Annotated in this window: 24 protein-coding genes; 12 read left to right on the top strand and 12 right to left on the bottom strand. The window is 57.5% G+C overall.

The window, feature by feature from the left end:
* Positions 1-85 precede the first annotated feature (85 nt).
* From ACO9S2_RS08950 to ACO9S2_RS08940, 3 genes are all read left to right on the top strand, one after another.
* Positions 86-610, top strand: a complete 525-nt coding sequence (locus ACO9S2_RS08950) for a hypothetical protein (protein WP_423721658.1) — start codon at positions 86-88, stop codon at positions 608-610.
* Between the two features lie 139 nt (positions 611-749).
* On the top strand, positions 750-1355 hold the full coding sequence (locus ACO9S2_RS08945) for a PEP-CTERM sorting domain-containing protein (RefSeq protein WP_423721657.1): 606 nt from the start codon (positions 750-752) through the stop codon (positions 1353-1355).
* Positions 1356-1575: 220 nt separating this feature from the next.
* Positions 1576-1749 carry a thermonuclease family protein gene (locus ACO9S2_RS08940; RefSeq protein ID WP_423721656.1) on the top strand — a complete coding sequence of 58 codons (174 nt, stop codon included), beginning with the start codon at positions 1576-1578 and terminating at the stop codon, positions 1747-1749.
* A gap of 212 nt (positions 1750-1961) precedes the next feature.
* Here ACO9S2_RS08940 and ACO9S2_RS08935 read toward each other — a convergent pair whose 3' ends face one another.
* Positions 1962-2513, bottom strand: coding sequence for a DUF1566 domain-containing protein (locus ACO9S2_RS08935; protein ID WP_423721655.1), 552 nt, complete (start codon positions 2511-2513; stop codon positions 1962-1964).
* A 1276-nt stretch (positions 2514-3789) separates the two neighbouring features.
* Between ACO9S2_RS08935 and ACO9S2_RS08930 the strand changes: the two genes are divergently transcribed.
* Complete coding sequence (locus ACO9S2_RS08930) at positions 3790-4569, top strand: PEP-CTERM sorting domain-containing protein (RefSeq protein WP_423721654.1); 780 nt, start codon at positions 3790-3792, stop codon at positions 4567-4569.
* A 551-nt stretch (positions 4570-5120) separates the two neighbouring features.
* Here ACO9S2_RS08930 and ACO9S2_RS08925 read toward each other — a convergent pair.
* On the bottom strand, positions 5121-5825 hold the full coding sequence (locus ACO9S2_RS08925; protein WP_423721653.1) for a hypothetical protein: 705 nt from the start codon (positions 5823-5825) through the stop codon (positions 5121-5123).
* A 568-nt stretch (positions 5826-6393) separates the two neighbouring features.
* Between ACO9S2_RS08925 and ACO9S2_RS08920 the strand changes: the two genes are divergently transcribed.
* The 3 genes from ACO9S2_RS08920 (at position 6394) to ACO9S2_RS08910 (ending at position 8690) form a co-directional block, all read left to right on the top strand.
* Positions 6394-6591, top strand: coding sequence for a hypothetical protein (locus ACO9S2_RS08920; RefSeq protein ID WP_423721652.1), 198 nt, complete (start codon positions 6394-6396; stop codon positions 6589-6591).
* A gap of 496 nt (positions 6592-7087) precedes the next feature.
* Positions 7088-7438: a hypothetical protein gene (locus ACO9S2_RS08915; protein WP_423721651.1), complete on the top strand. Its 351-nt coding sequence runs from the start codon at positions 7088-7090 to the stop codon at positions 7436-7438.
* 313 nt (positions 7439-7751) lie between these two features.
* Positions 7752-8690 carry a diguanylate cyclase domain-containing protein gene (locus ACO9S2_RS08910; RefSeq protein ID WP_423721649.1) on the top strand — a complete coding sequence of 313 codons (939 nt, stop codon included), beginning with the start codon at positions 7752-7754 and terminating at the stop codon, positions 8688-8690.
* 60 nt (positions 8691-8750) lie between these two features.
* Here the strand turns inward: ACO9S2_RS08910 and ACO9S2_RS08905 are convergent, their stop codons facing one another.
* Positions 8751-9539 (bottom strand): right-handed parallel beta-helix repeat-containing protein, encoded by a 789-nt coding sequence (locus ACO9S2_RS08905; protein WP_423721648.1) that lies wholly within the window; start codon positions 9537-9539, stop codon positions 8751-8753.
* Positions 9540-9809: 270 nt separating this feature from the next.
* On the opposite strand from ACO9S2_RS08905, the gene ybgF reads away from it, so the two are divergent.
* The gene (ybgF, locus tag ACO9S2_RS08900) at positions 9810-10307 is read left to right on the top strand and encodes a tol-pal system protein YbgF (protein WP_423721647.1); all 498 of its coding nucleotides are present in this window, start codon (positions 9810-9812) and stop codon (positions 10305-10307) included.
* Between the two features lie 39 nt (positions 10308-10346).
* Here the strand turns inward: ybgF and ACO9S2_RS08895 are convergent, their stop codons facing one another.
* Complete coding sequence (locus ACO9S2_RS08895) at positions 10347-10856, bottom strand: DUF2726 domain-containing protein (RefSeq protein WP_423721646.1); 510 nt, start codon at positions 10854-10856, stop codon at positions 10347-10349.
* A 15-nt stretch (positions 10857-10871) separates the two neighbouring features.
* Positions 10872-12059: an anhydro-N-acetylmuramic acid kinase gene (locus ACO9S2_RS08890; RefSeq protein ID WP_423721645.1), complete on the bottom strand. Its 1188-nt coding sequence runs from the start codon at positions 12057-12059 to the stop codon at positions 10872-10874.
* Positions 12060-12196: 137 nt separating this feature from the next.
* Between ACO9S2_RS08890 and ACO9S2_RS08885 the strand changes: the two genes are divergently transcribed.
* The 4 genes from ACO9S2_RS08885 (at position 12197) to ACO9S2_RS08870 (ending at position 15935) form a co-directional block, all read left to right on the top strand.
* Positions 12197-13150, top strand: coding sequence for a metal ABC transporter substrate-binding protein (locus tag ACO9S2_RS08885; RefSeq protein WP_423721644.1), 954 nt, complete (start codon positions 12197-12199; stop codon positions 13148-13150).
* A 54-nt stretch (positions 13151-13204) separates the two neighbouring features.
* Complete coding sequence (locus tag ACO9S2_RS08880; RefSeq protein WP_423721643.1) at positions 13205-13996, top strand: metal ABC transporter ATP-binding protein; 792 nt, start codon at positions 13205-13207, stop codon at positions 13994-13996.
* Positions 13997-14037: 41 nt separating this feature from the next.
* On the top strand, positions 14038-14856 hold the full coding sequence (locus tag ACO9S2_RS08875; protein ID WP_423721642.1) for a metal ABC transporter permease: 819 nt from the start codon (positions 14038-14040) through the stop codon (positions 14854-14856).
* Positions 14857-15293: 437 nt separating this feature from the next.
* Positions 15294-15935, top strand: coding sequence for an outer membrane beta-barrel protein (locus ACO9S2_RS08870; RefSeq protein ID WP_423721641.1), 642 nt, complete (start codon positions 15294-15296; stop codon positions 15933-15935).
* A 166-nt stretch (positions 15936-16101) separates the two neighbouring features.
* Here the strand turns inward: ACO9S2_RS08870 and ACO9S2_RS08865 are convergent, their stop codons facing one another.
* From ACO9S2_RS08865 to atpG, 7 genes are all read right to left on the bottom strand, one after another.
* Complete coding sequence (locus ACO9S2_RS08865; RefSeq protein ID WP_423721640.1) at positions 16102-16533, bottom strand: GNAT family N-acetyltransferase; 432 nt, start codon at positions 16531-16533, stop codon at positions 16102-16104.
* 322 nt (positions 16534-16855) lie between these two features.
* A complete protein-coding gene (locus ACO9S2_RS08860) occupies positions 16856-17278 on the bottom strand; it encodes a hypothetical protein (RefSeq protein ID WP_423721639.1) in 423 nt (140 codons plus the stop codon).
* 31 nt (positions 17279-17309) lie between these two features.
* Positions 17310-18275 (bottom strand): RluA family pseudouridine synthase, encoded by a 966-nt coding sequence (locus ACO9S2_RS08855; protein WP_423721638.1) that lies wholly within the window; start codon positions 18273-18275, stop codon positions 17310-17312.
* Between the two features lie 327 nt (positions 18276-18602).
* Complete coding sequence (locus ACO9S2_RS08850) at positions 18603-19403, bottom strand: hypothetical protein (RefSeq protein ID WP_423721637.1); 801 nt, start codon at positions 19401-19403, stop codon at positions 18603-18605.
* An 88-nt stretch (positions 19404-19491) separates the two neighbouring features.
* Positions 19492-19914 carry a F0F1 ATP synthase subunit epsilon gene (locus ACO9S2_RS08845; protein ID WP_423721636.1) on the bottom strand — a complete coding sequence of 141 codons (423 nt, stop codon included), beginning with the start codon at positions 19912-19914 and terminating at the stop codon, positions 19492-19494.
* 126 nt (positions 19915-20040) lie between these two features.
* Positions 20041-21486: a F0F1 ATP synthase subunit beta gene (gene atpD, locus ACO9S2_RS08840; protein ID WP_423721635.1), complete on the bottom strand. Its 1446-nt coding sequence runs from the start codon at positions 21484-21486 to the stop codon at positions 20041-20043.
* 92 nt (positions 21487-21578) lie between these two features.
* Positions 21579-22457, bottom strand: a complete 879-nt coding sequence (atpG, locus tag ACO9S2_RS08835) for an ATP synthase F1 subunit gamma (RefSeq protein WP_423721634.1) — start codon at positions 22455-22457, stop codon at positions 21579-21581.
* Between the last annotated feature and the right edge of the window lie 2 nt (positions 22458-22459).

Below are 22459 nucleotides of genomic sequence, written 5' to 3'. Positions count from 1 at the left end.
CAGTTCCCATGTTTGATTGAGGTCCCCATCAGCAGGACAGGAGAAAGAACACCAACCTAGCTGCAGCGGGATAAAGGAGGGAATCATGTCGAGCCAGCATGTAACAGGGTCGGAGAAATGGATAGGAATATTTGAGAGAGCTGTGCTGTGGGGCCTGATAAGCAGTTTCATCATCGTACTCTTCGTTGGGACATCGTGGGCCACAGGGTTCAATAAGTCCAACTCTCTTACGATAGAAAACGATCCGAGGACCTCCAGTTGGACTGCAACCTGTGACATCTCGGTAAGCGGGGTTGACGAAGACAAAATTTACAGTGGGGTGATGCGCATTCAGTATCTGCCATGGGACGGAGCAACCGCAGTACCTGTTTTTAACGCCGTGTTCCAAGTAGATCCTGCGAATCGAGCTTGGACAGAATCTCTCCCCGGTGACTATTCGGTCAAAGCGATACTCAAGGGGCACGACATTGCGGTGCACGCCGAATTCAAATTCAACACCCCCATTTCCGGCGACCGGATCTCTTGCGGTTCGCGCATTGACCAGGGTCCTCTATCATCCGCAATTTCGCTTTTTGGATCGAATATGGTGAACACTGTGGCCCTGCCATAGGAGCCGGAAGCTAAGTAATCCGATGGCATATGAGCTTCCACAACACATTACGTATTCTTACATACCCCCCCCCCAACGAGGGATCGCTTTGTTCGTGGCAAAGGCATACGCTGAGCCCATCACGGACACAGGTGAGTCCATGGAAATGCCAACACCAACGATCCGCGCGACGGTGCCAGTTGACCGATTGCGGCTGATGGCAGTCGGGGTCTTTCTGTCTTGCGTCCTGGGGGGCGTCCTTCACCCATCCCCCGCAAAAGCGTTGCCCTTAGATTTTTCACTCGACCTCGACTCGACCATCTGTAGTTTTTGCCGCGGAGGTACGTTGTATTTTACCTTCGATGGGACGACTGTAGATTTTGACACCAATAAACTGTTGAATCGTACAGTTGATACTGATCTGAATTCTTATCTATTTACCCCCTCCACTTTCTCAGATGGTAAGCACCTTTCAGTGACGTCGGATTCGGGAATTTCGGATTACACTTGGTTTCGCGCTAGTATCATCGGAGAAACCAACGACCCCTCATTTCCCGCACCTAGCACTCCAAATATGTTTCTATTAGAAATATCGGAGTTTTATAATTGGAATGATTGCCCCGGCTGCGCACTTGAGCATGGTTGGGAGGAGAGTTGGCATGTCATGCCTCAAGCATCGGGTGTCCCCGAACCCACCTCCTTGCTATTACTCGGCGTCGGCCTTGCGATGCTGGCAGCGTGGCGACAGAAACACCCGGCAGCGTAACCTTAGCACATCACGGCATCACAGACGGCGGTTCCAGCAATGGAGCCGCCGCTTTTGTTCGTGTAATGGATTTTTTGGCAGACCTCAACAGGTAACCTGCCGGACATGAACAGGAAGGCAATCGACCCACACACAAAGCACGCTGACTAAGGCCTTGCCTTCGGGAAAGAAATCACCGTCGAGATGCACGGCCACGTCAATTACAGACGTACCATTGCGGATGTGTTCCTGCCCATATGGGACCAACCTGAATCAGGAACTCGTTGAGCAAGGCTGGTGCTGGTGGTATCGCAAATATGCGCCAGGCGATACGGTGCTAGAAGGGCTAGAAAAGGAAGCACGAGGGGCGAGGAAAGGCTTGTGGGCTGATCCGCAGCCGGTGCCGTCATTATAGTGGCGGAGGCAGAGCAATTAGTTTGTCTCGGAAGCCCGTTCCACTTTCTTGACACCTGCCCACTGGCGGCTTCGTCGCCCCCCAAGGCCAGGGCTTGTGCCCTAAGCACGACCTCCTCGATGTAGACCGTGAGTGCCATCAGCGTTTCGCAGAGAGGCAGGAGGCTTTCGCCCCCTGCCCCCAATAGATCAATCACTCCAATTACCGAAGCTTCAATACACAGACTCTTGCATCGGACCGCGCACACACCAGACATGGTTGACGGAGCTTCTCTGGGTTGCGGTGATCTCGGCTCCGGGGGCGAAGTAAACGAGCCAGGTTGCGATGGGATCAGGGCTATATGTAGTCACCGAATAAATGTCTGGCTGGACGCCAGTGAAGATAGTGGCTGGGACAAAAGGTGCCGGCAGAGCCGGATCCTGCAGGCTCTTCAACTCAACCACCGAGGGCATTCGCCAGCCGGTCGTGCCGCCCACTGTCCGATTTAGGCAGTGCAAAATCGCTTCGGCGAACGCGCGAGGAGTAGCATCGGGCGCCTGCTCCCATACCAGCCCGGTATTATTGTCCCGCACGGCTTGATTGCCAAAGGCTGCCAAGACGGTAAAGCGCGAGGCGCTTGGCAGGTTCTTGTCCCAGTTCTGGGTCACGCCATTCAGATCGGTTGGAGTCGTGGGCGGGGCGGCGCTTACTTCCTGACTCCTCAGGCCTCCCTCTCCCACGCTCATCAAAATGATACCGACAATCACAGCTAGAAATCTTCTCATCTTGGTACCCTCCTCTTACTGGTCTGTTGTTAATGCACTCGATACCTGCTGTTTGGCCCACTCTTCGTCATTGATCGTTGCCTGGTGCTGCTTACCACCCCCTTCCTTGTCCTCACCGTTCCTTATCAGCATCAGCGCCAGAGATAGACCCGCACTCTGGGCCCATGGATACATTCAGGGACATGCGGGGAGATTGCACAGAAGGACCTCCACCCATTTGTCTGTAGGGACAGATCGCAATGCGCGCGCTGAAGCAGTGAGTGCGGGTTTGCTGGGAACCTGGGTGAGCCGATACGGCTATGGAACTGACTCGGGATTAGCATGAGCGCGCGCTCCAATCATCCGAGCGGCTCCGGCCAAGCCGTGGAAGCTATGCTACGAACCCCGTACCGTTCCTCATTGTTGTAGCGGAGTGAAACGCAATCGCTATGCCCAACCTAATAAGCAGTGACGTGCATCGAATGATACGCCAATCAGTAGAATGATCGGTATGAATGGCAACGCCACGTGGTGATCTGCCCCGCAGAGCCAAACTAATTGGGGCATTTGTACTCAACTGACCAAGGAGTGGTGCTGGTGGACAAAACGAATGTCCATCGCGCTCTCGTCAAAGACGACTGGTGCTGGTGCTATCGGTAATATGCAGCAGGCAATACAGAGCTTGAGGGTCTTAAGACTGAGGCAAAAGACGCGAGGCATGGGCTATGGGCGGAGCCTCAACCCGTACCGCCGTGGGAGTGGAGGAAAAGGACACAGTTCGTGAGCAAGTAGCAGATATTGCCCGCAAGAATCCCACGCCTGCCACAGAAAACACTTTCACCTCCATCCAAATATACCGTCGACACGCCCCCCACGAGCGGCCTTCATCACCTTAATGTTTACACCGCAGTTAGTGTTGTTATCGAATGCGTGCTGTCTTTCCGCCTCTTCGCTCCTCGTCTTGTCATACGAACCATGACAATAGGACCATTTAAGAATTCGATAACAGAATCAGACGATGGCCGATAGTGGCGTTCAATCTGGTCAGGTAGGTATAAGACCATGAAACTAGGTGTAGGGATGCCATTCAACGCTGACTCGTGTCGTGACATGCTGCCCCTCTTTAGGTGCCGCCGTGGCAGTCGTGGAAACAGTCAGGCTGACTGTATCTTATCCCCTGTACAATACAACCATTCCACACTCCACAATCAACGTTTCATTGAGCCCCCTCTAACGAGGGAGCGCTATATTTGTTAGGCACGCCCATGGTCCGCTCAACTAAGAGGAAGGAGAGGACATGAAGACGCCAAAATCCGTTATACGGGCGATGTTGTTCGCGTTGAGCCTATCTCTGCTAACCTTGAGCCTTGCCTACACCCCAGCCGAGGCTCTTCTGATGGAACTCGAACCGGATATGTTCCGGGTCGGAACCAATGTCACCAATCTATTTGAAGGGGTGACGATGTATAGAATCAGTAGCTATGAGGGTGCGAGTAGCACTAACCTTTACAACAGAGTTGGAGCTGTCCCACCTTCTGGGTATGGTCTTAATAGCCCTACTGCTGTTTATACCCCCGTCTATGTCGAAACGGGTACATGGTGGGGAGCTCCCACTGGGACGCATACCTTCGGAGCGTTTAGGCGCCCGAGTGATGCTCCTGGCTGTTGGAGCGTGGGGGGATGCCCGACAGGTAGTTCGAGTGGGTTTTCTGCTCTGATGATTGAGTTTGACCGACCCACCAATTTCTTTGAAATTGCGGGGAGCTTTAATCAGGACGTGCACACAATATATGCCTTTGACACTAATGGCTTATTTGTTGGGGGAGCGACGAGCCGGTTCCCTTTGGAGTATGGCGGTGGCATGGAAGCCGAAATTGCGCAAATTGGAAGTTTGGATCGTGATCCATTTATGCAGACACTCTTCATCGGTGGATGGGAGAATCCTGCAACTCTCGATCGAATCCGGTTCAATAGGGTTCCGGCCCGCGTTCCCGAACCCTCTTCTCTGCTGTTACTTGGCTTCGGCCTTGTGATGCTCCTTGGACTGTCGAGGAAGCGCCTCACTAGCTTGCACTGACACCGGTTGCCTCGTTTCTGACGCTTAATAGAAGTGAGTCGGTGGGTTCTCCTCCCATGCCCTCCGATTCTCCCTGTCTGAGTTCTGTGCTCAATTGGAATGGGCGCACACGTTCCTCGTACGTCAAGGGAACCGCACTCGTTCACGATCCCCTCATACGCTTATCCAGAAGTTCGGCCACCAAGATTCTGATTCCCCTCACTTCAGAATAATGCGTATCGGCGGGATTAAATTATCTCCTAATCCTCTCCCCGGAACCAATCCTCTCTCTAGTCTTTCAAAAACTAACAGCGGAATTTCCTGGAAGTCGCGTACCGGCACAATCAGCCGGCTGCGCTGCTCTCTGCTCGAACCCGATCCAGGATCTCGAACCCGCATAGGGCGAGATCGGGTTTAGGATCTCAGCAGACTCTTGGCCTTACCCGCACAACGGAACACTGAGCCAGGCAGGGCTAAGAGCATTCTGCGCGGCAGGCCTCCACGCCTTGTCGCAGTACGGGCTCCACCCTTACTGAGTGGAGCCCTACCGCATGACGGCTCGGATGAGAACTTCAGAAACCGGAAGGACCGGTGGGAGAAGCGGCCTGGCAACGAAGATATAGCTGGAAAAATCCCTGCCGGTCGCTGAACGCCGCGTTGGAATGCGATCCAACAACAAACCCCGTCGCAAGGGAAGGGTATGCCGCCTGATTGATGGTGACATAGGCACTGGAACTATAGCCGACGTTCGACAGGATATAGCCGGACGGGCAGCTCATCGCATAGGAAACGGATTGCCCGAAGGAGGCCGTCTGCACCGGACTTATTTTCGTGACGAATTGTCCGACACCAGAACCGGAAGAAGAGTCCTCCTGACAGATCACGGACCCGTCGGGATTGATTTGCCGGATCGAGCTACCGCTGGGGCAGGACCCAGTGATCGCCCCCTGTTTGGTATTCAAGGCATCCTGCAGAAAATTGATTTGTGTCTGTACCATGACGATCTGGGCTTGAACCGTTGATAGCTGTGATTGCAGCGTGGACACATCGGTTACAGAGGAAGCAATCTGCGCCTGTAACTGCTGAGCCGTCAGTTGCAACTCCATGAGCTGCTGCGTGAATGTGTTCATTTCCGTTTGGAGATCGGTAATGTATTGGGTTAATGCCTGGAAGGGCCGCCCGCTTGCCCCTGGAAACGCCTGTTTGCTCGCGGCATAGAGCGGCTGGTGTGGAGCCAGCATTACAGCAAACAACAACAATGTGATCCTTGCCCGCATAGTAGGTACCTCCGGTGTTGTCAGGACAACTGCTACCCATGGCGAGTAGTATGAATGGTGCGGAGCAAGACCAATGCCTTCCCTGTTCGGCATCCCTGTAGGGGTAACGGAGAGTGTCCGTCCGGGTAAGGCGCTGATAGTTTAGCCTATTCTCTGTCTCAGTCCAGGGAGCCCGGGACCAGGCAGGACAGACTGAAGTACCCCCCGTGTTTTCTCGGGCGCAATTTTTCTCCTTCCAAGACAACTCTGGTCCACCGGTCTTTTCATCGAGCCGGTCCTGTCCATAAGGACTGAGCCGAACCAGATAGCAACGAGTGCGACCGCATGAGGATTGGGGCATAACCGGCGAGGGTGGTCACAAATCGCTTCACGGGCCGCACCATTGAGCCTTGGCTCCGTGCCTGAAAGGAAACCGGGACAGCCATCTCGGCCGTGAGTTGAACATATCTCAGCTGCCTCCCGCCGCTATGCTTTTCCGGCACGATCAGGAATGTGTAAGTTGCTTTGCCGAATACTCTCCCCTGTTGTAGCATCAATCCACCTTTGCCAAATCAGGAGGAGTCCGCAGATGCACTTTGTTCGAATCGGCAATCGTGCGCTGAATCTAGACAACGTGACGCATTGCGAAGTCCAGGTCTGGCACGATGCCGTGTCAGTGAAGATCTACCTGTCCGGCATGGCAAACAACACGCCGGTGGTCTTGAACGAAGAAGAGGCGAAGGAGTTTTGGAAGTACATCGAGTACGTGGCTGAAAAACCGGTCTAGCCGCGCTTCGCATTCCCTCCAGTCCAGCCATTGTTACCGACCATTTCAGCTCTGTGACAGCAAGTCCCCGTGAAGAGATACGACGCTCGCCGTTGATGGGTAAGCGCGGCGGTAGGCTCTCGCCTGTCTGACATGCTGCTGCGTGTCCTTGAACGGAGGACCCCTCCGATACCGGGCCACCTTTCCCCTCCCGGCATTGCAGGCAGCGAGCGCCGGACGGGTGGCGCCATGGAAGCGATCGAGCAGGTAACGGAGGGGCTTCGCCCCGCCTGCGATTTCCTTCTTCCCCATTTTGGTCGAAAGCTTTCTCCGGGCTCGCAGCCAAAGCGTGTCGGGTCAGCCGGACTTTGTCGCTTCTGGTTAACCGGGTGCAGGATGGCCTCGGATAACATACGGTCGTGACATAGACTAGAGAGCGCCCCTCAGGAGGCCGACAACTACCTATTGCAATCCTCTTCATATGCGGTACACTTCTTCTCGGAATAGGAGGCTACCCGTGATGACCCGGAAATCCTCAGCAGCTGACATCGGCATGCTCATGGCGTGGCTATTATTGGCGGCCGGCTGCGCCGACGAATATATCGCCTATCACAAATTGACAGGCGATCCGCTCATCCTGACTCGACGAGCCTACTCACGGGAGGACTGCATCCAAGAAATCCAGCAAGACGCGGATGAACTGGGCGTCACCGTTCGGCATGTGCACATAAAGGGATCGCTGTTTGGACAAATGCTCCTGTGGCCGGTTGAGCCTGGTTACTACTGTGAAGCCCCCATCGGCCCACCGGACATCCGGCGAGGTATTTACCCGCGCGAAGAGAGCCGCGTGCTGTCACGGATGGAATAGACAGAGCCCCTCCCCTTGCCCAACCCGGAAAGACGCTCCGGGATTCACTCTGATCCCCGCAGCCACCGGCACCCGATGAGTCCCGGTCCGCCATTCTGGCGAACCGACAACAGCCTTCTGCCCGCCCACCTGCCTCTCTGACCCGATACCGAAGTCACTCAACACAGACACCCCACCCTCAGAATATCGAGAATTCCTTGTTTGCCCAACATGTTGCATTATACTCACAATCGTACGAGAGAGGGTGGTTCGGGATTGCAGGACGGGAGTCTCTCAGACTCTGGAGTCTCCACGGCCGAGGGAACGGCTCTCAATGATTAAGCTGTTGCTGATCGAAGACGACAGTGTTGATGCCCATCTCACCCAGGATATTCTGGCGGAATGGAGCCTTGAACAATTCGACATCACGCACGTGACCAGCCTCAGCGCAGCCTTTGCCCGCCTGGGACGCAGTCATTACGATGCTATTCTGCTCGATCTCTCGCTGCCGGATGCGTATGGCATACCAACCCTCAAACATGTGCAGGCCACTTGCCCGACAATTCCTATCATCGTGCTGAGCAGTGTCAACGACCAAGCGCTGTCGATCCAAGCCGTTCAGCAAGGCGCGCAGGACTATCTGGTCAAAGGCCAGGGGCACCCCGATCTGCTCGCCCGCTCCATCCGCTATGCGATCGAACGCAAACGTGCTGAAGAACGCATGACCTATCTGGCGCAATACGACCAATTGACCGGCCTGGTGAATCGAACCCTGTTCCGTGACCGGCTGCTTCAAGCCATGGCCAGGAGCAAACGGCTCCAACGGCCGCTGGGCCTCATGCTGCTCGACCTGGACCGGTTCAAAGCGGTGAACGATACGATGGGACACAGCGTGGGCGACCTTCTCCTGAAATTGGTGGCGGACCGCCTGCGGACCTGCGTCCGGGAAATCGATACGGTGGCGCGAATGGGCGGGGACGAATTCACCATCATTCTGGAAGGTTGTGCGTCCGAAGAGGATATGACGGTTGTGGCCCAGCGGATCACGGACGCGATTGCTGAACCGTTCGATCTGGGCCAAAGTCACGCATCAGTCGGGGTCAGCCTCGGCATCACGGTGTACCCGTCTGACGACCATGGTGTGGATGACCTCTTAAAACACGCCGATGCCGCGATGTACCGGGCCAAGCAAAAAGGCGGAAACGCGTTTCATTTCCACGCCCGCTCTCCCACGTCACCGACGTCCGCCCATCCCCACCGTAACGCAACCTGAACCCGCACCGCCGGGGCTCCTGTCCAACTGCCGCATGCATTCGAAGAGGACGGAGGCCTCCTAGCGTCCAATCTCCGACAACGGCTCATCGGTAATGGTGCAGGCGCCGCGCGGATTCGCTGCCAGCTGATTCATGCCCGGCAACTCCGATAACGCGGGGGTGGAATGAGCGTCGGGCGTCATGACGAGACCCCACTGCTGATTGTCTCGGCACACATTATCGACCAGCAGCGCGCCGGCATGATGAAACAGGAGCATGCCGCTCAGCATGTTGCTGTCGCACTGGTTGCGGACAATCTCCGGCAGAGACCCCTCATCGCGCACGGCAATGCCGAAATGATGATTCTCGAAGCAACGATTGTCGGCCACACGCGGTTGCGCGCCGGCAAACACGAAAATCCCTGACTCCCGATTGCGGCACACTTCGTTCTCCGAGAACGTCACACGACATTCCGGTCCGTACAGAATGACGCCCGAGAGGATTCCCTCCATCGCCCGGCACCGGGAAATCACACAGGTGGCATCCAGCACATTCATCGCCGCATGCTGATCGCTGCCCACGTAGCGAAACGTGATGCCTGCGATCCTTCCTCCGGAGACGCGCTGCAGGTAGAGGGGACCGCCTCGCCGACAATAGATTTGCACCTGATCCCGCCCCGCGCCGATCAGCCACACCGGTCGATCTGAAACAAAGACCTTGTCTTCGTATATGCCCGGCCGGATATAGACCCGATCGTGCTCGCCGGCATCGCGAAGCGCGGCGCTCGGAAGGGGATAGCAGCGCGCATCTGTCGCGTCGACAACGAGGACCCGCCCGCCGGCCGGGAGAGGAACGTCTTGTTCTTCCATTTCTGACATCCTGCGCACAAGCCCTTCACGCACGAGGAAGCGCGGCAAAAACATCACAGTTGTCCCGGTCGCGCCGTACAAATCTGTTTCCCGAAGATGCGTATGACTGCAGGCTTTCCGGTCTCAGGATGTTCAATGTCGGAAAAGTTCCGTTGGTGACCGTTCTAAAGAACTTCCGGCAGCCTGCTAATGGCACAACGATTGCGATTGTCTTCCGTAAAGTTCCGCACGAGTCTTGCCCGGCAGTCTCGTTTGACATGGAGGGATACCGTGAAAAACCTGAGAACCATCGGAGCGCTCATCGTGACCACGCTGCTCCTCTCAACAACTCCGTCGCTGGCCGCCCCGAGCCAGCTTCAAGACACGTCACGCCGTCTCTATGACCGAGTGATGGAAGAGTTCAAGCATCGCGATTATGAAGCGGCTCTGGCCGGGTTTCGATTTTTCATCGAAGTCCATGGACATTCCGCCCTCGCTGCAAACGCTCAGTACTGGATCGGAGAATGCCAATATCGCATGGGGCGCTACAAAGACGCACTCACCGCGTTCTACAACGTCGTGTCCTACTATCCTCTCAGCCAGAAACTTGCGGCATCCACCCTGAAAATAGGCCAGACCTACTCGAAGTTAGGAGATCAGGGCAAGGCCCGCATGATGTACGAACGGGTGGTGGACCAATACCCGGATAGCTCGGAAGCTGAAGTCGCACGAAAAGCCATCGACGCCGCCATCGCCAAATCCGATCCGGCGCTACCTCCGGTCGAGTGACCCGGTATCGATGAATCCGCCGTCATCGGCCGCGGTCCTTCACGACTCCTCGGGATCAAGCCCCAACAACGAGGCCAGCACCGGCACACTGTGCGCGTGCTGCGAGCGCAACATCACCAGTTTGATCCCGGCCGCCTCCAGGACCGACCTCACGACATGCGCCCGGTCGGCCTGGGGCCCTCGTGAAGGGACATCTTCGACCTGAACCACCTGCGCCACCTCGCGCGTGCCCGGATGGAGGAGAACAAAATCCACAGGCTTGAGGGCAATATCGCGAAAGATCTGTGCGCGAGCCTTCCCCGCCGCATCGATGCGGACGAATGCCCAGAGCGGAACCTTGGAAAAGACGAGATAGTGGTCCTGCACCGCCATCCGTATCAGGTTATAGAGGACCACCTCCTGCTCCGTCAGCAATGGAGCGGGGGCCAGCGTCACTCCGGCCGGAAGGACAGGCGCCTGGGTGTTCGCCGCAACAGGAGACTGAACCCGCTCCCAAAACACCAGGAGCAACACACCGGCCGCCACCACACCAATGAGAATCGCGTCCATCGTCATCCGTGCCGTTTACCCGGACCTGCGCTTCAACCGGCTGAGCCACCCGGGCCCACCGGGGACAATACAGCCCAGTAAAGCCGGATGTGTGGCGCCGGTCACGGCCGGAACATTGCCGCACTGCTCCATGATCGTCTGATACCCGAGGATGCCAAAGGCCACCGCCTCCAACGCCTTGCTGTCCCATCCCTGCGCATCGAACGTCGTGACGGGCGCGGGGGAAAACACGTCCGCCAGATGGGTCATAATGGCCCGGTTTCGCACCCCGCCCCCGCCGACAAACACTTCATCGATGGCCCCGCCATGAATCCATCTTCTTGCCGTTCCGACCGCCTCGGCCGTCCACCGGCTGCAGGTGGCGAGCAGATCTTCCATCGAGAGCTGTCGCGCCTCTTGAACGGCCAGCAACTCTTCGACCATCGGCGCCCCGAAGACTTCCCGTCCAGTGGATTTGGGCGGCTGCTTTGAGAGATAGGGGTGCGCCAAGAGCTTCGCCAGCAGGCGCCCGTCGGGACGCCCGCGCGCCGCAACACGTCCGTCCCGATCCATCGACATACGGCCCTTCGTGATCCGATAGATGAGCCCGTCCAGCACCATGTTGGCAGGGCCGGTATCGAAGGCGATGACGCCACCGACTCCTTTGCCGCGGGGCAGATAGGTTACATTGCTGATGCCGCCGAGGTTCACCACCAGTCGCGCACGCCGGGGATGGCGGAAAAGGAGGGCGTGGACACCGGGCGTGAGCGGCGCACCTTGTCCTCCGGCGGCCATATCGCGAGGGCGGAAATTCGCCACCGTCGTAATTCCGGTGCGTTCGGCGATGACCGCCGGCTCAGCGAGCTGCAACGTCGAGCGGATGGCACCGACCCCGGCGTCCTTGGTGCCATGGGGCAGATGATGCACTGTTTGGCCATGGGATCCGATCAAGTCGACCTGTTTCGGCTGCAGCCCCGCCTCTCGAATGACCCCGAGAGCCGCATTGGCAAACCACTCGCCGAGCAACGCATTCAAATGACACAGTTCAGACACCGTTCCTGACACCGACGCCGTCAAGACACGTTGCTGGAGTGACCGGGGATAGGGCAGAGAATGAAACGCGAGCATCTGCACCTGGAGCCCCGATGTCTTCTTGACAATATCGATCAGGGCGGCATCAACCCCGTCACCCGATGTTCCGGACATGAGCCCGACAACTTTCATAATCCCGTTCTCCTTTCGACCGCACGCAACTCCTGAACGGTTCGCGCTACGCTAATGGAAGTCACGATCGGGGTCAAGCAGGCCGGCCGTTCGCCGTAAGCCGCTCCGTTTCAGCGCGTTGACATCACGCACCCCCGATGTTACCGTCCCCGCCCATGCTCGCGATTTTTCGCATAGCCCTCTTCCCCGTCCTGCCCATGGCCCTCTTCGGTCCCCTCTTGTCAGGGACTCCGGCGCGGGCCGCGTCGCCCTCTCCCATCAATGTCGTCGTCACCATCCCGGTACTCAAAGATCTGACGGAACAGATCGGCGGCCAGCGGGTTCACGTGACCTCGCTCTTGAACGGATATGAAAACGAGCACACCTACTCGCCGAAACCCAGCGATCTGGTCGCGGTACGCAAAGCGACCGTGTTATTCGAAGTCGGCCTCGGTCTCGAAGTATGGGTTGCATCACTGGTGAAAAATGCGGGCGGTCCGTCATTGATGGTCGTGACCACGTCGACAGGAGTCAGCTTGATCCGCGATCACTCGGAGCCGGACGGGTCGGCAGCCGATGACCACCATCACGAGGGCGGCGGCAATCCTCACATCTGGATGGATCCGGAGAGCGTGTCGACGATGGTCCGGCACATCACCGACGCACTCAGCAAGCTCGATCCGGCGCATGCCGCCGAATTCCGCCAGAATCAGACCGCCTATGTGCGACAGCTGGACGCGCTGCGCAAGGACCTATCGGACCGCGTCAACCGGCTGCCTGATCGCCGCTTCGTGGCCCACCATCCGGCCTGGCCCTATCTGGCCAGACGGTTCGGTTTTGACATTGTCGCGACGATTCAATCGCAATCTGGCACGGAGCCTTCGGCGCTGCAACTACAATCCCTCATCTCGAAGATCAAGCACGACCGGATCAAGGTGATCGTGTCGGAAATTCAGCTAAGCCAGAGGATTCCTGATCTGCTCGCCAGGGAAGCCGGCGGGCGGGTCGTCGTCTTGACCACCCTCCCGGGGGGCCTCCCCGGAACCGAGACCTACCTCGACATGCTCCGCTATAATGTGCTCCAATTAGTCAACGCGCTCGAGGCCGCTTAACACTCACGCTCACATCACTCCGACTCCTCAGCGCCGGAAGGAGCCCGCTTCCTCGTGTCGACTCAGAACAGTTCCATCATTCAATTTGACCATGCCTCCTTCGGCTTTCCCGGGGTCATAGCACTCCAGGACATCTCTCTCACCGTCAAAGCCGGAGAATTTGTCGGCGTCATCGGCCCCAACGGATCGGGCAAGACGACCCTCTGCCGGGCCATGCTCGGCCTGATGGCCCCGATCGAAGGACATTTGCGAATCTTTGACTGTGCCTGCGGCGAACTGCGCTGCCACCATCGGGCCCAAATCGGCTACTTGCCGCAGAAAGGCGTGGTGGACCGGAACTTTCCCGTTACGGTGTTAGAAACCGTCATGATGGGACGCTACGGAGCACTCGGGCTCTTCAAGCGCGCGGGTAAGCAGGATCGGCAGATAGCCCTGGAAGCGCTGGCGCACGTCGACATGGAGACTCACCGGGATACTGCGCTGGGACACCTTTCAGGCGGGCAGCAGCAGCGGGTCTTCATCGCACGGGCCCTGGCCCAACAACCCAAAGTGCTGCTCCTCGACGAACCCACCACCGGCCTGGACATCACCACCCAGCACAATGTCATCGAATTGGTCGCGCATCTGCATAAGGAGCTCGGCTTGACGGTGCTCTTGATCACTCATGACATCAATATGATCCGGTCGCGAGTCGATCGTCTGGTCCTGCTCAAAACGAGACTCTTCGCCGCAGGGCCTCCTGCGGAAGTCCTGAAGCCTGACATCCTACGCCAGGTGTACGGGAAAGACCTGGTGATTACGGAGAAGGATTTGGTCATCGTCGAGGACTATCACCACCACCACTAATTGTCTGGTTATCCATGTTGGAACTCTTCACCTACGATTTCATGCAACGCTCACTCCTCGCCGCGGCAATGGTGGGGGGGCTCTGTTCCGTCATCGGCGTCTTCGTGGTGCTGCGCGGGCTGGCCTTTGTCGGGGCCGGCACATCCCACGCGGCCTTTGCCGGAGTGGCATTGGGCTATCTGATGGGCTGGCCCCCCCTGCTTTTAGCGATCGTGTTTGGACTCGCCACGGTCTGGATCACCGGCTGGGTGGAGGAAAAGGGCCGGATGAAGCTGGATGTCTCGATCGGCATTCTCTACACCACCACCATGGCCCTCGCGATTCTCTTTCTCGGCCTCATGAAGACCTATAACGCGGAAGTGTATGGCTATTTATTCGGCAGCGTCCTTTCCGTCACCAGCGAAGAGCTGCAGGTGATCGGCGGACTCAGCATCCTGGTACTGGGACTGATCCTGCTCTTCTCCAAAGAACTGTATTTCATTGCGTTCGATCAGGAAATGGCTGAGGCCTCCGGCGTCCCGGCTCGCGGCATATTCTTTCTGCTGCTGACCCTCGTCGCCCTCACCGTCGTCGTGTCGCTGAAGACCGTGGGTGCCATTCTCGTGTTTGCCATGATCCTCATTCCCGCCTCAACGGCCTATCAACTTACCCATAGCCTGACAACGCTCACGTGGTACTCCGTGGTCATCGGCATCTCTACCGCCGTAGCCGGAGTCGTGATGTCGGCCACATGGGATATTCCTTCCGGGCCTGCGATTGTTCTCCTGGCCACCACAATCTTTTTCCTCGCCGTTCTGTTTTCGCCAAAGCGTCAGCCTCGTGTGGCGGCAAAGCCCTGCATGGAATCCCATCGCCCCTAGCAGGCGGTTGAAACATTCCGCCAGCGGCGTTCCCGCCTCGCTCAGAGGATCAGCGTACAGCAGAAATTACGCTTTCCCCTCTTCGCTCACTACGGCCTTTTTGAACGGCCTCTGGCGATCCTTATCCGGAGCGTAACCTCGAACCGATCTTGATTGCACAGGGTCACAAATAGGTTTTCACCAGCCTGCTAGCAGCCTGAACCCCAATCATTATAATGGCCTCACTGTAGGCCCCAGACTACAGGGCCTGTGTAGTTATTGATGCAGTTGTCGGGCAGAAATCTCCTCTCGAGGATGGTGTCAGCTAGTGAACCGACCACTTGGTTGTCTTTGATCTCTGTATTTTATACTTCACTTGCACAAGCGATTCGGTATAAAACTTGCGGTCTATTTCTCGACGATCGTCTTATGTGACAAATTCACCATGGAGGAACCGCATGCAGAAGAGATTACGGCAATGGATATTCACCAGCCTGGCGGTGGCCTTTCTCGCCATTGCACTAGCCCCGGCAGTCCCGGCCCTCGCCGAGGATGGAAAGCAAGAGTTTGGCGGGATGGAGCCTGGAAAGTGGGTGCTGGGTATGCGGGCAGGGTTTGCGCCGCTCACCCAAGAGCTCACCGCGGGTACCTCAACCGATGTCGGATCACTGGTCAACTTTCAGGCGATGTATAGCCTGAACCGGTGGTTGCTCCTCGGCTTGATGGTGGAGTGGGAACGCCATGCCGTCGACATTGAACGGACTTCGGGGAGTTTGGGCCACCAGGACACCGTCTCGGTACTGCCGACAATTGAACTCCGCCCGGGGAACTTTGGTCAATTAAGCCCGTATGTCAACATGAGCTTCGGCGTCAACTCGAACGGCTTTGGAGAAAACTCCAACAACAGCATCAGCCCCAGCACCACGTTTGCCTGGCGGTTGGGCTGGGGAGCGGACTACATGCTGACGAAGCAATTCGCCCTCAACACGGAAATGGCCTACAAGCGGAACGATGGGCACGCGACAATCGACGGCTTACGGAACGACGATTGGAACGCCTCATCCTTCGGGTTCCTGTTCGGCGTGAAACTGTACTTCTAAAAAGCTCTCATACTCTCTGCGGAAGGGGCGGGGTATCCGGCCAGGCCGGATATCCTGCCTTTTCTATGTTGGTCTGAAGAAGTCCGCTGCTACGCGGAGCGAGCCTGTCCCATCCCCCTTCGGGCATCCGGCCTTATCCTGACTAGGAAGGGCAGGGAGACGAGCGTTATTCCTGTCGCGAGTTCTTACTGCGGCTCCAGACCATGCCGGTCTGCTCTCCTGAGTTGAATCCGAGCTTTTCGTAAAAGCCCGGCCGCCTGGTGCAGAGCCAGAAGAGTTCGACTTTTTTGAGGCGAGGATGGTGCAAGATGCGCTGGACGATCTCTGAACCGATGCCCTGCTTCTGATAGGCCTGATCGACGATGACATCCCAGATCGTCGCGCGATAGACGAAGTCGGTGAGCACCCGGCCGAACCCGACCAGCTGTTCGCCGTCCCAGGCACAGAGCGCGAGGTCGGTATGGCGCAGCATCTCCCTGGCGTCTTCCAATGTCCGCCCTTTCGCCCATGGCGCCTGTCGAAAGAGACTGAGCAACTGCTGGGGATCGAGAGTCTTTTTCTCTGAAAAGGTAAGGGTAGTCTTGAGGGTGGGGGGCATTGTGTACTAAAGTATCTCCCGCTGAATGACCCGATAGATTAGCCGGAGTGTACGAGGAAACCGATGTCAACGCAAGTACGTAGCTGCCCCAAATGCTTCCAGTTGATGTGGCTCAAGCCTGATCAGTATGAAGTCATGGACGAGGTCTTCGTGCGCACCAGATGTCCCCATTGCGGGGCAACAGTGCGGTTTCGTCTCGTTTCGGAAGGGGCCAATGCGGCCGGCCCAAAGATGGGTCACTGATCGCTTCGCGATTTTCGGAGCTCTGAGTTTAGAGTTCAGGCCGGGCTGATCACTCAGCCCTATCAGCGCAGAATTCCTGCTACATCCCCCGCCCGGACCCATCTAGTTCAGGCTTATTCCCGGGCATGATCTTATGGAGGGCAGCCCGGTACTCCGCCAGGCGTTTTTCGTCGATCCGCCCCACTTCGATTTCCTGATCCCGTTGCATCCGTTCCAAATGATCAAGGACGGCCAGCAGGGGCTGGACGGACCCGAGCAACTTTCCCACTTCAAACGCCTCCAGCGACTCGATAAACGATTCATTCAAGCCTTTGTATACCGTCCCGGCGCTCTGTTGGCGAAAACGCGAGACGATCTCCTCATACTCGTCGATGGCTTCCAGCTTCGGTTTCACACCGGTCGGTACGGCCGTGAGATGAACAATGGGCGGGAGCTTGGCCGCATAGATCTTGAGTTGGGAGGTCAATCCACCGACTGCATCGAGTACATCTGCGGTCTGCATACGTTCGTCCTGTTCGACTTGGCGAAAAGGGTCACACACCCTTGGTGGTTTTCTGCGGAACGAGCTTTTCGAGTGCCTGCATCACCTCAACCATGTCCGGCGGGAGCGGCCTGGTGTATTCGTGCGTTTCCCCGGTTGCCGGATGTTGAAAACCCAATGTCCTCGCATGCAGCATCACTCGCGGGATTTCAATCCCTTCGATCTCAGTCACCTTCCGCCCCCCGTAAGTGGGGTCGCCGAGAATCGGATGCCCGAGAGAGGTCAGATGCACACGGAGCTGATGCGTCCGGCCCGTTTTCGGATAGAGCAGGACATGAGCCGCCAGCTTGCCAAACCTCCGGTCCACCTTGTATTCGGTCACGGATTCTTTGGGGTTGGTAGTACGGGCAGAAAATTTCTTGCGCTCCTTGGTATCCCGCCCGATGGCCAGTTCGATGAGACCGTGGCCTTTCTTCGGCACGCCCCAGATCAAGGCCTCATACACCCGGGTGATGGAGTGATGCTTGAACTGCGAGGCAAGATGCCGGTGCGCCTGGTCGCGCTTGGCAATCACCATGACCCCTGACGTTTGCTTATCCAGTCGATGGACCAGCCCGGGACGTTCCTTTCCTCCAATGGTCGAGACCGTTCCCCCGGAATGCTCAAAATGATAGAGCAGCGCATTGACCAATGTGCCGGCCCAGTTTCCAGGGGCGGGATGCACAACAATGCCGGCCGGCTTGTTTAAGACCAGGAGGTGGTCGTCTTCGTGCAAAATTTCGAGCGGGATCGCTTCCCCTTTCAGCTCCAGAGGCTCCGCCTTGGGAATGTCAAAGGCGATGCGATCGCCCGGCTTGATCTTCTGACTGGGCTTCGCCGCTTGCCCGTTCATCTTGACCCGGCCTTGCTCGATCAGCCGTTGAATGGCCGAACGGGAGAGGTTCGGCTCCCGATTCACGAGAAAGATGTCGAGCCGCTTGGGCTGCTCGCCGGCGGTGATCACAAACTCAGTTTGCATATGAAGCAAACCTACTGGGATCGATGGGTAGAAATCAATGCGGGGATAGTCCGGCAGTCCGTGCGGCAGATTTTGGTGCTGCCTTTCCGAACGACGACCGTACTGACATGCGTCGTTGGATCGACACTATTGGATAGCGCCTCATTGCCCGGCTATGGGATCCGGCCTGTCCAGAGGTCATTTATGACCCTTGGGACGGAGAAGCGTGCCCGTGAAGATGTTTCTGGCCCGATACCAGAGGGTTGTCCGTTAATCGATTTAGCGCTGGCGCTTGAGGCGTTCGATCTCTCGTTCCTGCTCAGCCACCTTGCCTTTCAAACGCTGTACCTACTCCTGCAATTGGAGGATGACCGTCTCTGGCGTTGATTCAGGCCCGGAGACAATCCCGCTGGTAGATGGGGATGACGGAATGGCGGGAATCCCTTCTGCATTCGAGGAGCTGGTGACCACAGGCCCGATACGCTGAAGGAATGAGAGAAAGCCGTGGTGGTCCAAGACCAGTTCGCTGGCCGACGCCCGATGACCACCGGACCAATTCGCCTGGCGACGCAACACGAAGCGGGGCGATTCAAAGGTCAGCGCCCCGCCACTCCCCCTCACAGAATGGAAGGGGTTTTCTCGCACCGCCGCCAGGTCGTCGGATCCTTTTGCAAGGACAGTACGATGGTTCGCGACAACAATGTGCAACAGTGAATCGGCCAGAAATATCCCGCCTGATGTCACGGCCAATCCGGTGCCACTTGAGCCGGAGGTAAAGAAGGAAAGCCATTCCTGCGGCGTTGCCCGCTGAAAGGAATCTCTGACGGCTGGCACTAAAACAGTGAGTTCTTCCTGGGAAAAGACAGGGCGGGGCGGCTGCGGGCTATCCATCAGACCGACACGATCTTCAAGGAGCATCCGTCCGAGAATGGCCGTCAGCTCTGGCTCGGTCCAGGTCGCAGAATGGTCGTAGCCAGGGGACGAGACTCCCCCGGGCGCATACGAATCCAGACGAATGAACCAGGAGGATTCTTCCTGAATGACGCGGCTCGTTACGGTGAGCCCGGTACATCCGGCGATCAAAACCATCACCCAGAGGAAGAGCACCAGCGACCTGAACTTCCAGCTGTCATGGAGCGGGGGTCGCATCGGAAAGGCCTCCGCCGGAAGAACCCTGACAGAGCGGCTCGCGCGGACAGGAAGCGAACAGAAACCGGAACGAGGTAAAACGGGGAACTTACGCGTGACCGGTCTTACGGGTGCGTTCGGCGATCTTCTTGCGAAGACGGGCTTTCTCGAGACTGATCTCGGCTTCTTTGACTTCTGACGGCAGACCGCCGGCCTTCAGGCGCTGTTCGGCTCTTTCAACGGCCGCTTGTGCACGGTCCACATCGATATCTTCGGCCTTCTCCGCAATTTCTGCCATGATCGTCACTTTTCCCGGAGTGACTTCGGCATAGCCCCAGAGAATCGCCATGTGGTTCGTCTGCTCGCCGATACGATAGCGGAGCTCGCCGATGCGGAGCGTCGAAAGAAAATGGCAGTGGCCAGGCAACACACCAAACTCCCCTTCCGAGCCTGGGGCAATCACTTCATCCACCTGCTGGCTCAGCAGCTGCTTCTCGGGAGTCACCACTTCTAACAGAATCTTCCCAGCCATTCTCTTCCCTTTTCCATCTTCTCAACAAGCTGGTGGAGCGATACGTCCTCCACTGCGCGCATGCGACGAGGGTCTTCCGAGACCACGCGTGGCGCGAGCAAGGAGGACGCTCGGTTCGCCTGCTTTCTACACTTTCACGCCCATTTTCTCGGCCTTGGCAATGACTTCCTCGATCGGACCGACCATGTAGAAGGCCTGCTCAGGAAGGTGATCGTACTTGCCTTCGAGAATTTCCTTGAAGCTCCGAACGGTGTCCTTCAGCTTCACGTACTTGCCTGGCGAACCGGTGAACGCCTCGGCGACGTGGAAGGGCTGCGAGAGGAACCGCTGGATCTTACGCGCGCGGGCCACGACCATCTTGTCGTCTTCGGACAATTCGTCCATTCCGAGAATCGCGATGATGTCCTGCAAGTCTTTGTAGCGCTGGAGCACAGACTGGACGCCGCGCGCCACCTTGTAATGTTCTTCGCCGAGGACTTGAGGGTCGAGAATACGGGAGGTGGAATCCAGCGGATCGACCGCGGGATAAATGCCCAACTCGGCCAGTTGCCGTGACAACACCGTCGTCGCGTCCAGGTGGGCAAACGCGGTGGCCGGCGCCGGGTCGGTCAAGTCGTCTGCCGGCACATAGATGGCCTGCACCGATGTGATCGATCCACGCTTGGTCGAGGTGATGCGCTCCTGCAACGTCCCCATCTCCGTCGAAAGGGTGGGTTGATAGCCGACAGCCGATGGCATACGGCCGAGCAACGCGGACACCTCTGAACCGGCCTGGGTGAAACGGAAAATATTGTCGACGAAGAGCAGCACGTCCTGATTCTCTTCATCACGGAAGTATTCTGCGACCGCCAACCCGGTCAAGGCCACGCGCAGACGCGCTCCGGGGGGCTCGTTCATCTGACCGTAGACCAAAGCCGCTTTGGACTTGGTGAAGTCGTCGGGATCGATAACCTTGGACTCCTGCATTTCGTGCCAGAGGTCGTTGCCTTCACGGGTGCGCTCACCGACGCCGGCAAACACGGAGAATCCGCCGTGGTGCAACGCGATGTTGTTGATGAGCTCCATGATAATGACGGTCTTGCCGACCCCGGCGCCGCCGAAGAGCCCGACCTTTCCGCCCTTGCTGTACGGTTCAAGCAGGTCCACAACCTTGATGCCGGTCTCCAGCACTTCGGTCTTGGTGTCCTGGTCTTCCAGTTTCGGCGCAGCGCGGTGAATCGGATAGGTCTTCTTCGCCTTGATCGGCCCCTTTTCGTCAACCGGCTCCCCCAGCACATTGATCAGCCGTCCGAGGGTTTCTCGCCCGACCGGAACCGAGATGGCCGCGCCCGTATCCAACACATCCATGCCGCGGGTCAAACCGTCCGTAGTGGACATGGCGATGCTGCGGATGCGGTTCTCACCAAGATGCGAAGCGACTTCAAGGGTAATGCGGACGGCCGGCTTGCCCGCCGCTTGATTTTCTTCCTGATTGACCTTGAGCGCGTTGTAGATATTCGGCAGTTGGCCGGGAGGGAACTCCACGTCCACGACCGGTCCGATGACCTGGATGACTTTGCCTGTTGCAGCCACGGGATGCTCCTTTGTCTAAAGTGCTGCGTGCTTAGTGCTAAGTCCTGAGTCGAATGCTCAGCACTCAGAACGCTTGCCTCAGCACTGTCTTCTCACTTAAGCGCTTCAGCGCCGCCGACGATATCCATGAGTTCTTTGGTGATCGCGGCCTGTCTGGTCTTGTTGTAGTAGAGCGTCACCTTCTTGATCAGCTGACCGGCGTTCCTCGTGGCACCGTCCATCGCCGCCATACGGGCGCCGTGCTCGGCGGCCGCCGACTCCAGGAGAATGCGATAGGTCTGGATCTGGAAATGCTTGGGGACCAGCACATTCAGGAGTTCCGCTTCATCCGGCTCGTACAGATAGCTGCCTCCGGTGGTACCCTCGGCCTGCGCCGCGCCGAACTCGGCGGCTGTATCCACAGGGAACAGCTTCTCGACGATCACACGTTGTTGGATGGCCGACTTAAATTCGTTATACACGACATAGAGTTCGTCGAACGTGCCTTTAACGAAGTTATCGGTGAGGTCCCCGCCGATATCGATGGCATGCTCAAAGCTCAGCTTGTCGAAGACCCCGGCCCACTCTTGCCTGATCGGCCAGGTGCGGCGGCGGAAGTAATCACGCCCCTTGCGGCCGACAATGCTCAAATTGACTTGAAGGCCGCGCGCTTCACACTGCCGGACGAACTCGGCGCTCTTCCGGACGATATTGCCGTTGAAGCCGCCGCAGAGACCGCGATCGCTCGTGATCACGAGCACTTCGATCTTCTTCCCCTCGCGCTTTTGGAGCAGCGGATGGGACGCACGATTGACGCGCTGGCTGAGGTTGCTCAGCACCCCGCGCATTTTGTGCGCATAGGGCCTGGCGGCCAGGATGCGATCCTGCGAACGCTTGAGCTTCGCCGCGGCCACCATCTTCATGGCCTTGGTGATCTTCTGCGTATTCTTGAAGGCCGCAATCTTGCGGCGCAGACTTTGTAAACTGGGCATGG

Source organism: Nitrospira sp. NS4, assembly GCF_049546785.1.
Classification (GTDB): Bacteria; Nitrospirota; Nitrospiria; order Nitrospirales; family Nitrospiraceae; genus Nitrospira_D.
Note: the sequence above shows the minus strand (reverse complement) of the source record. Positions and strands in the feature narration are given on the sequence as shown.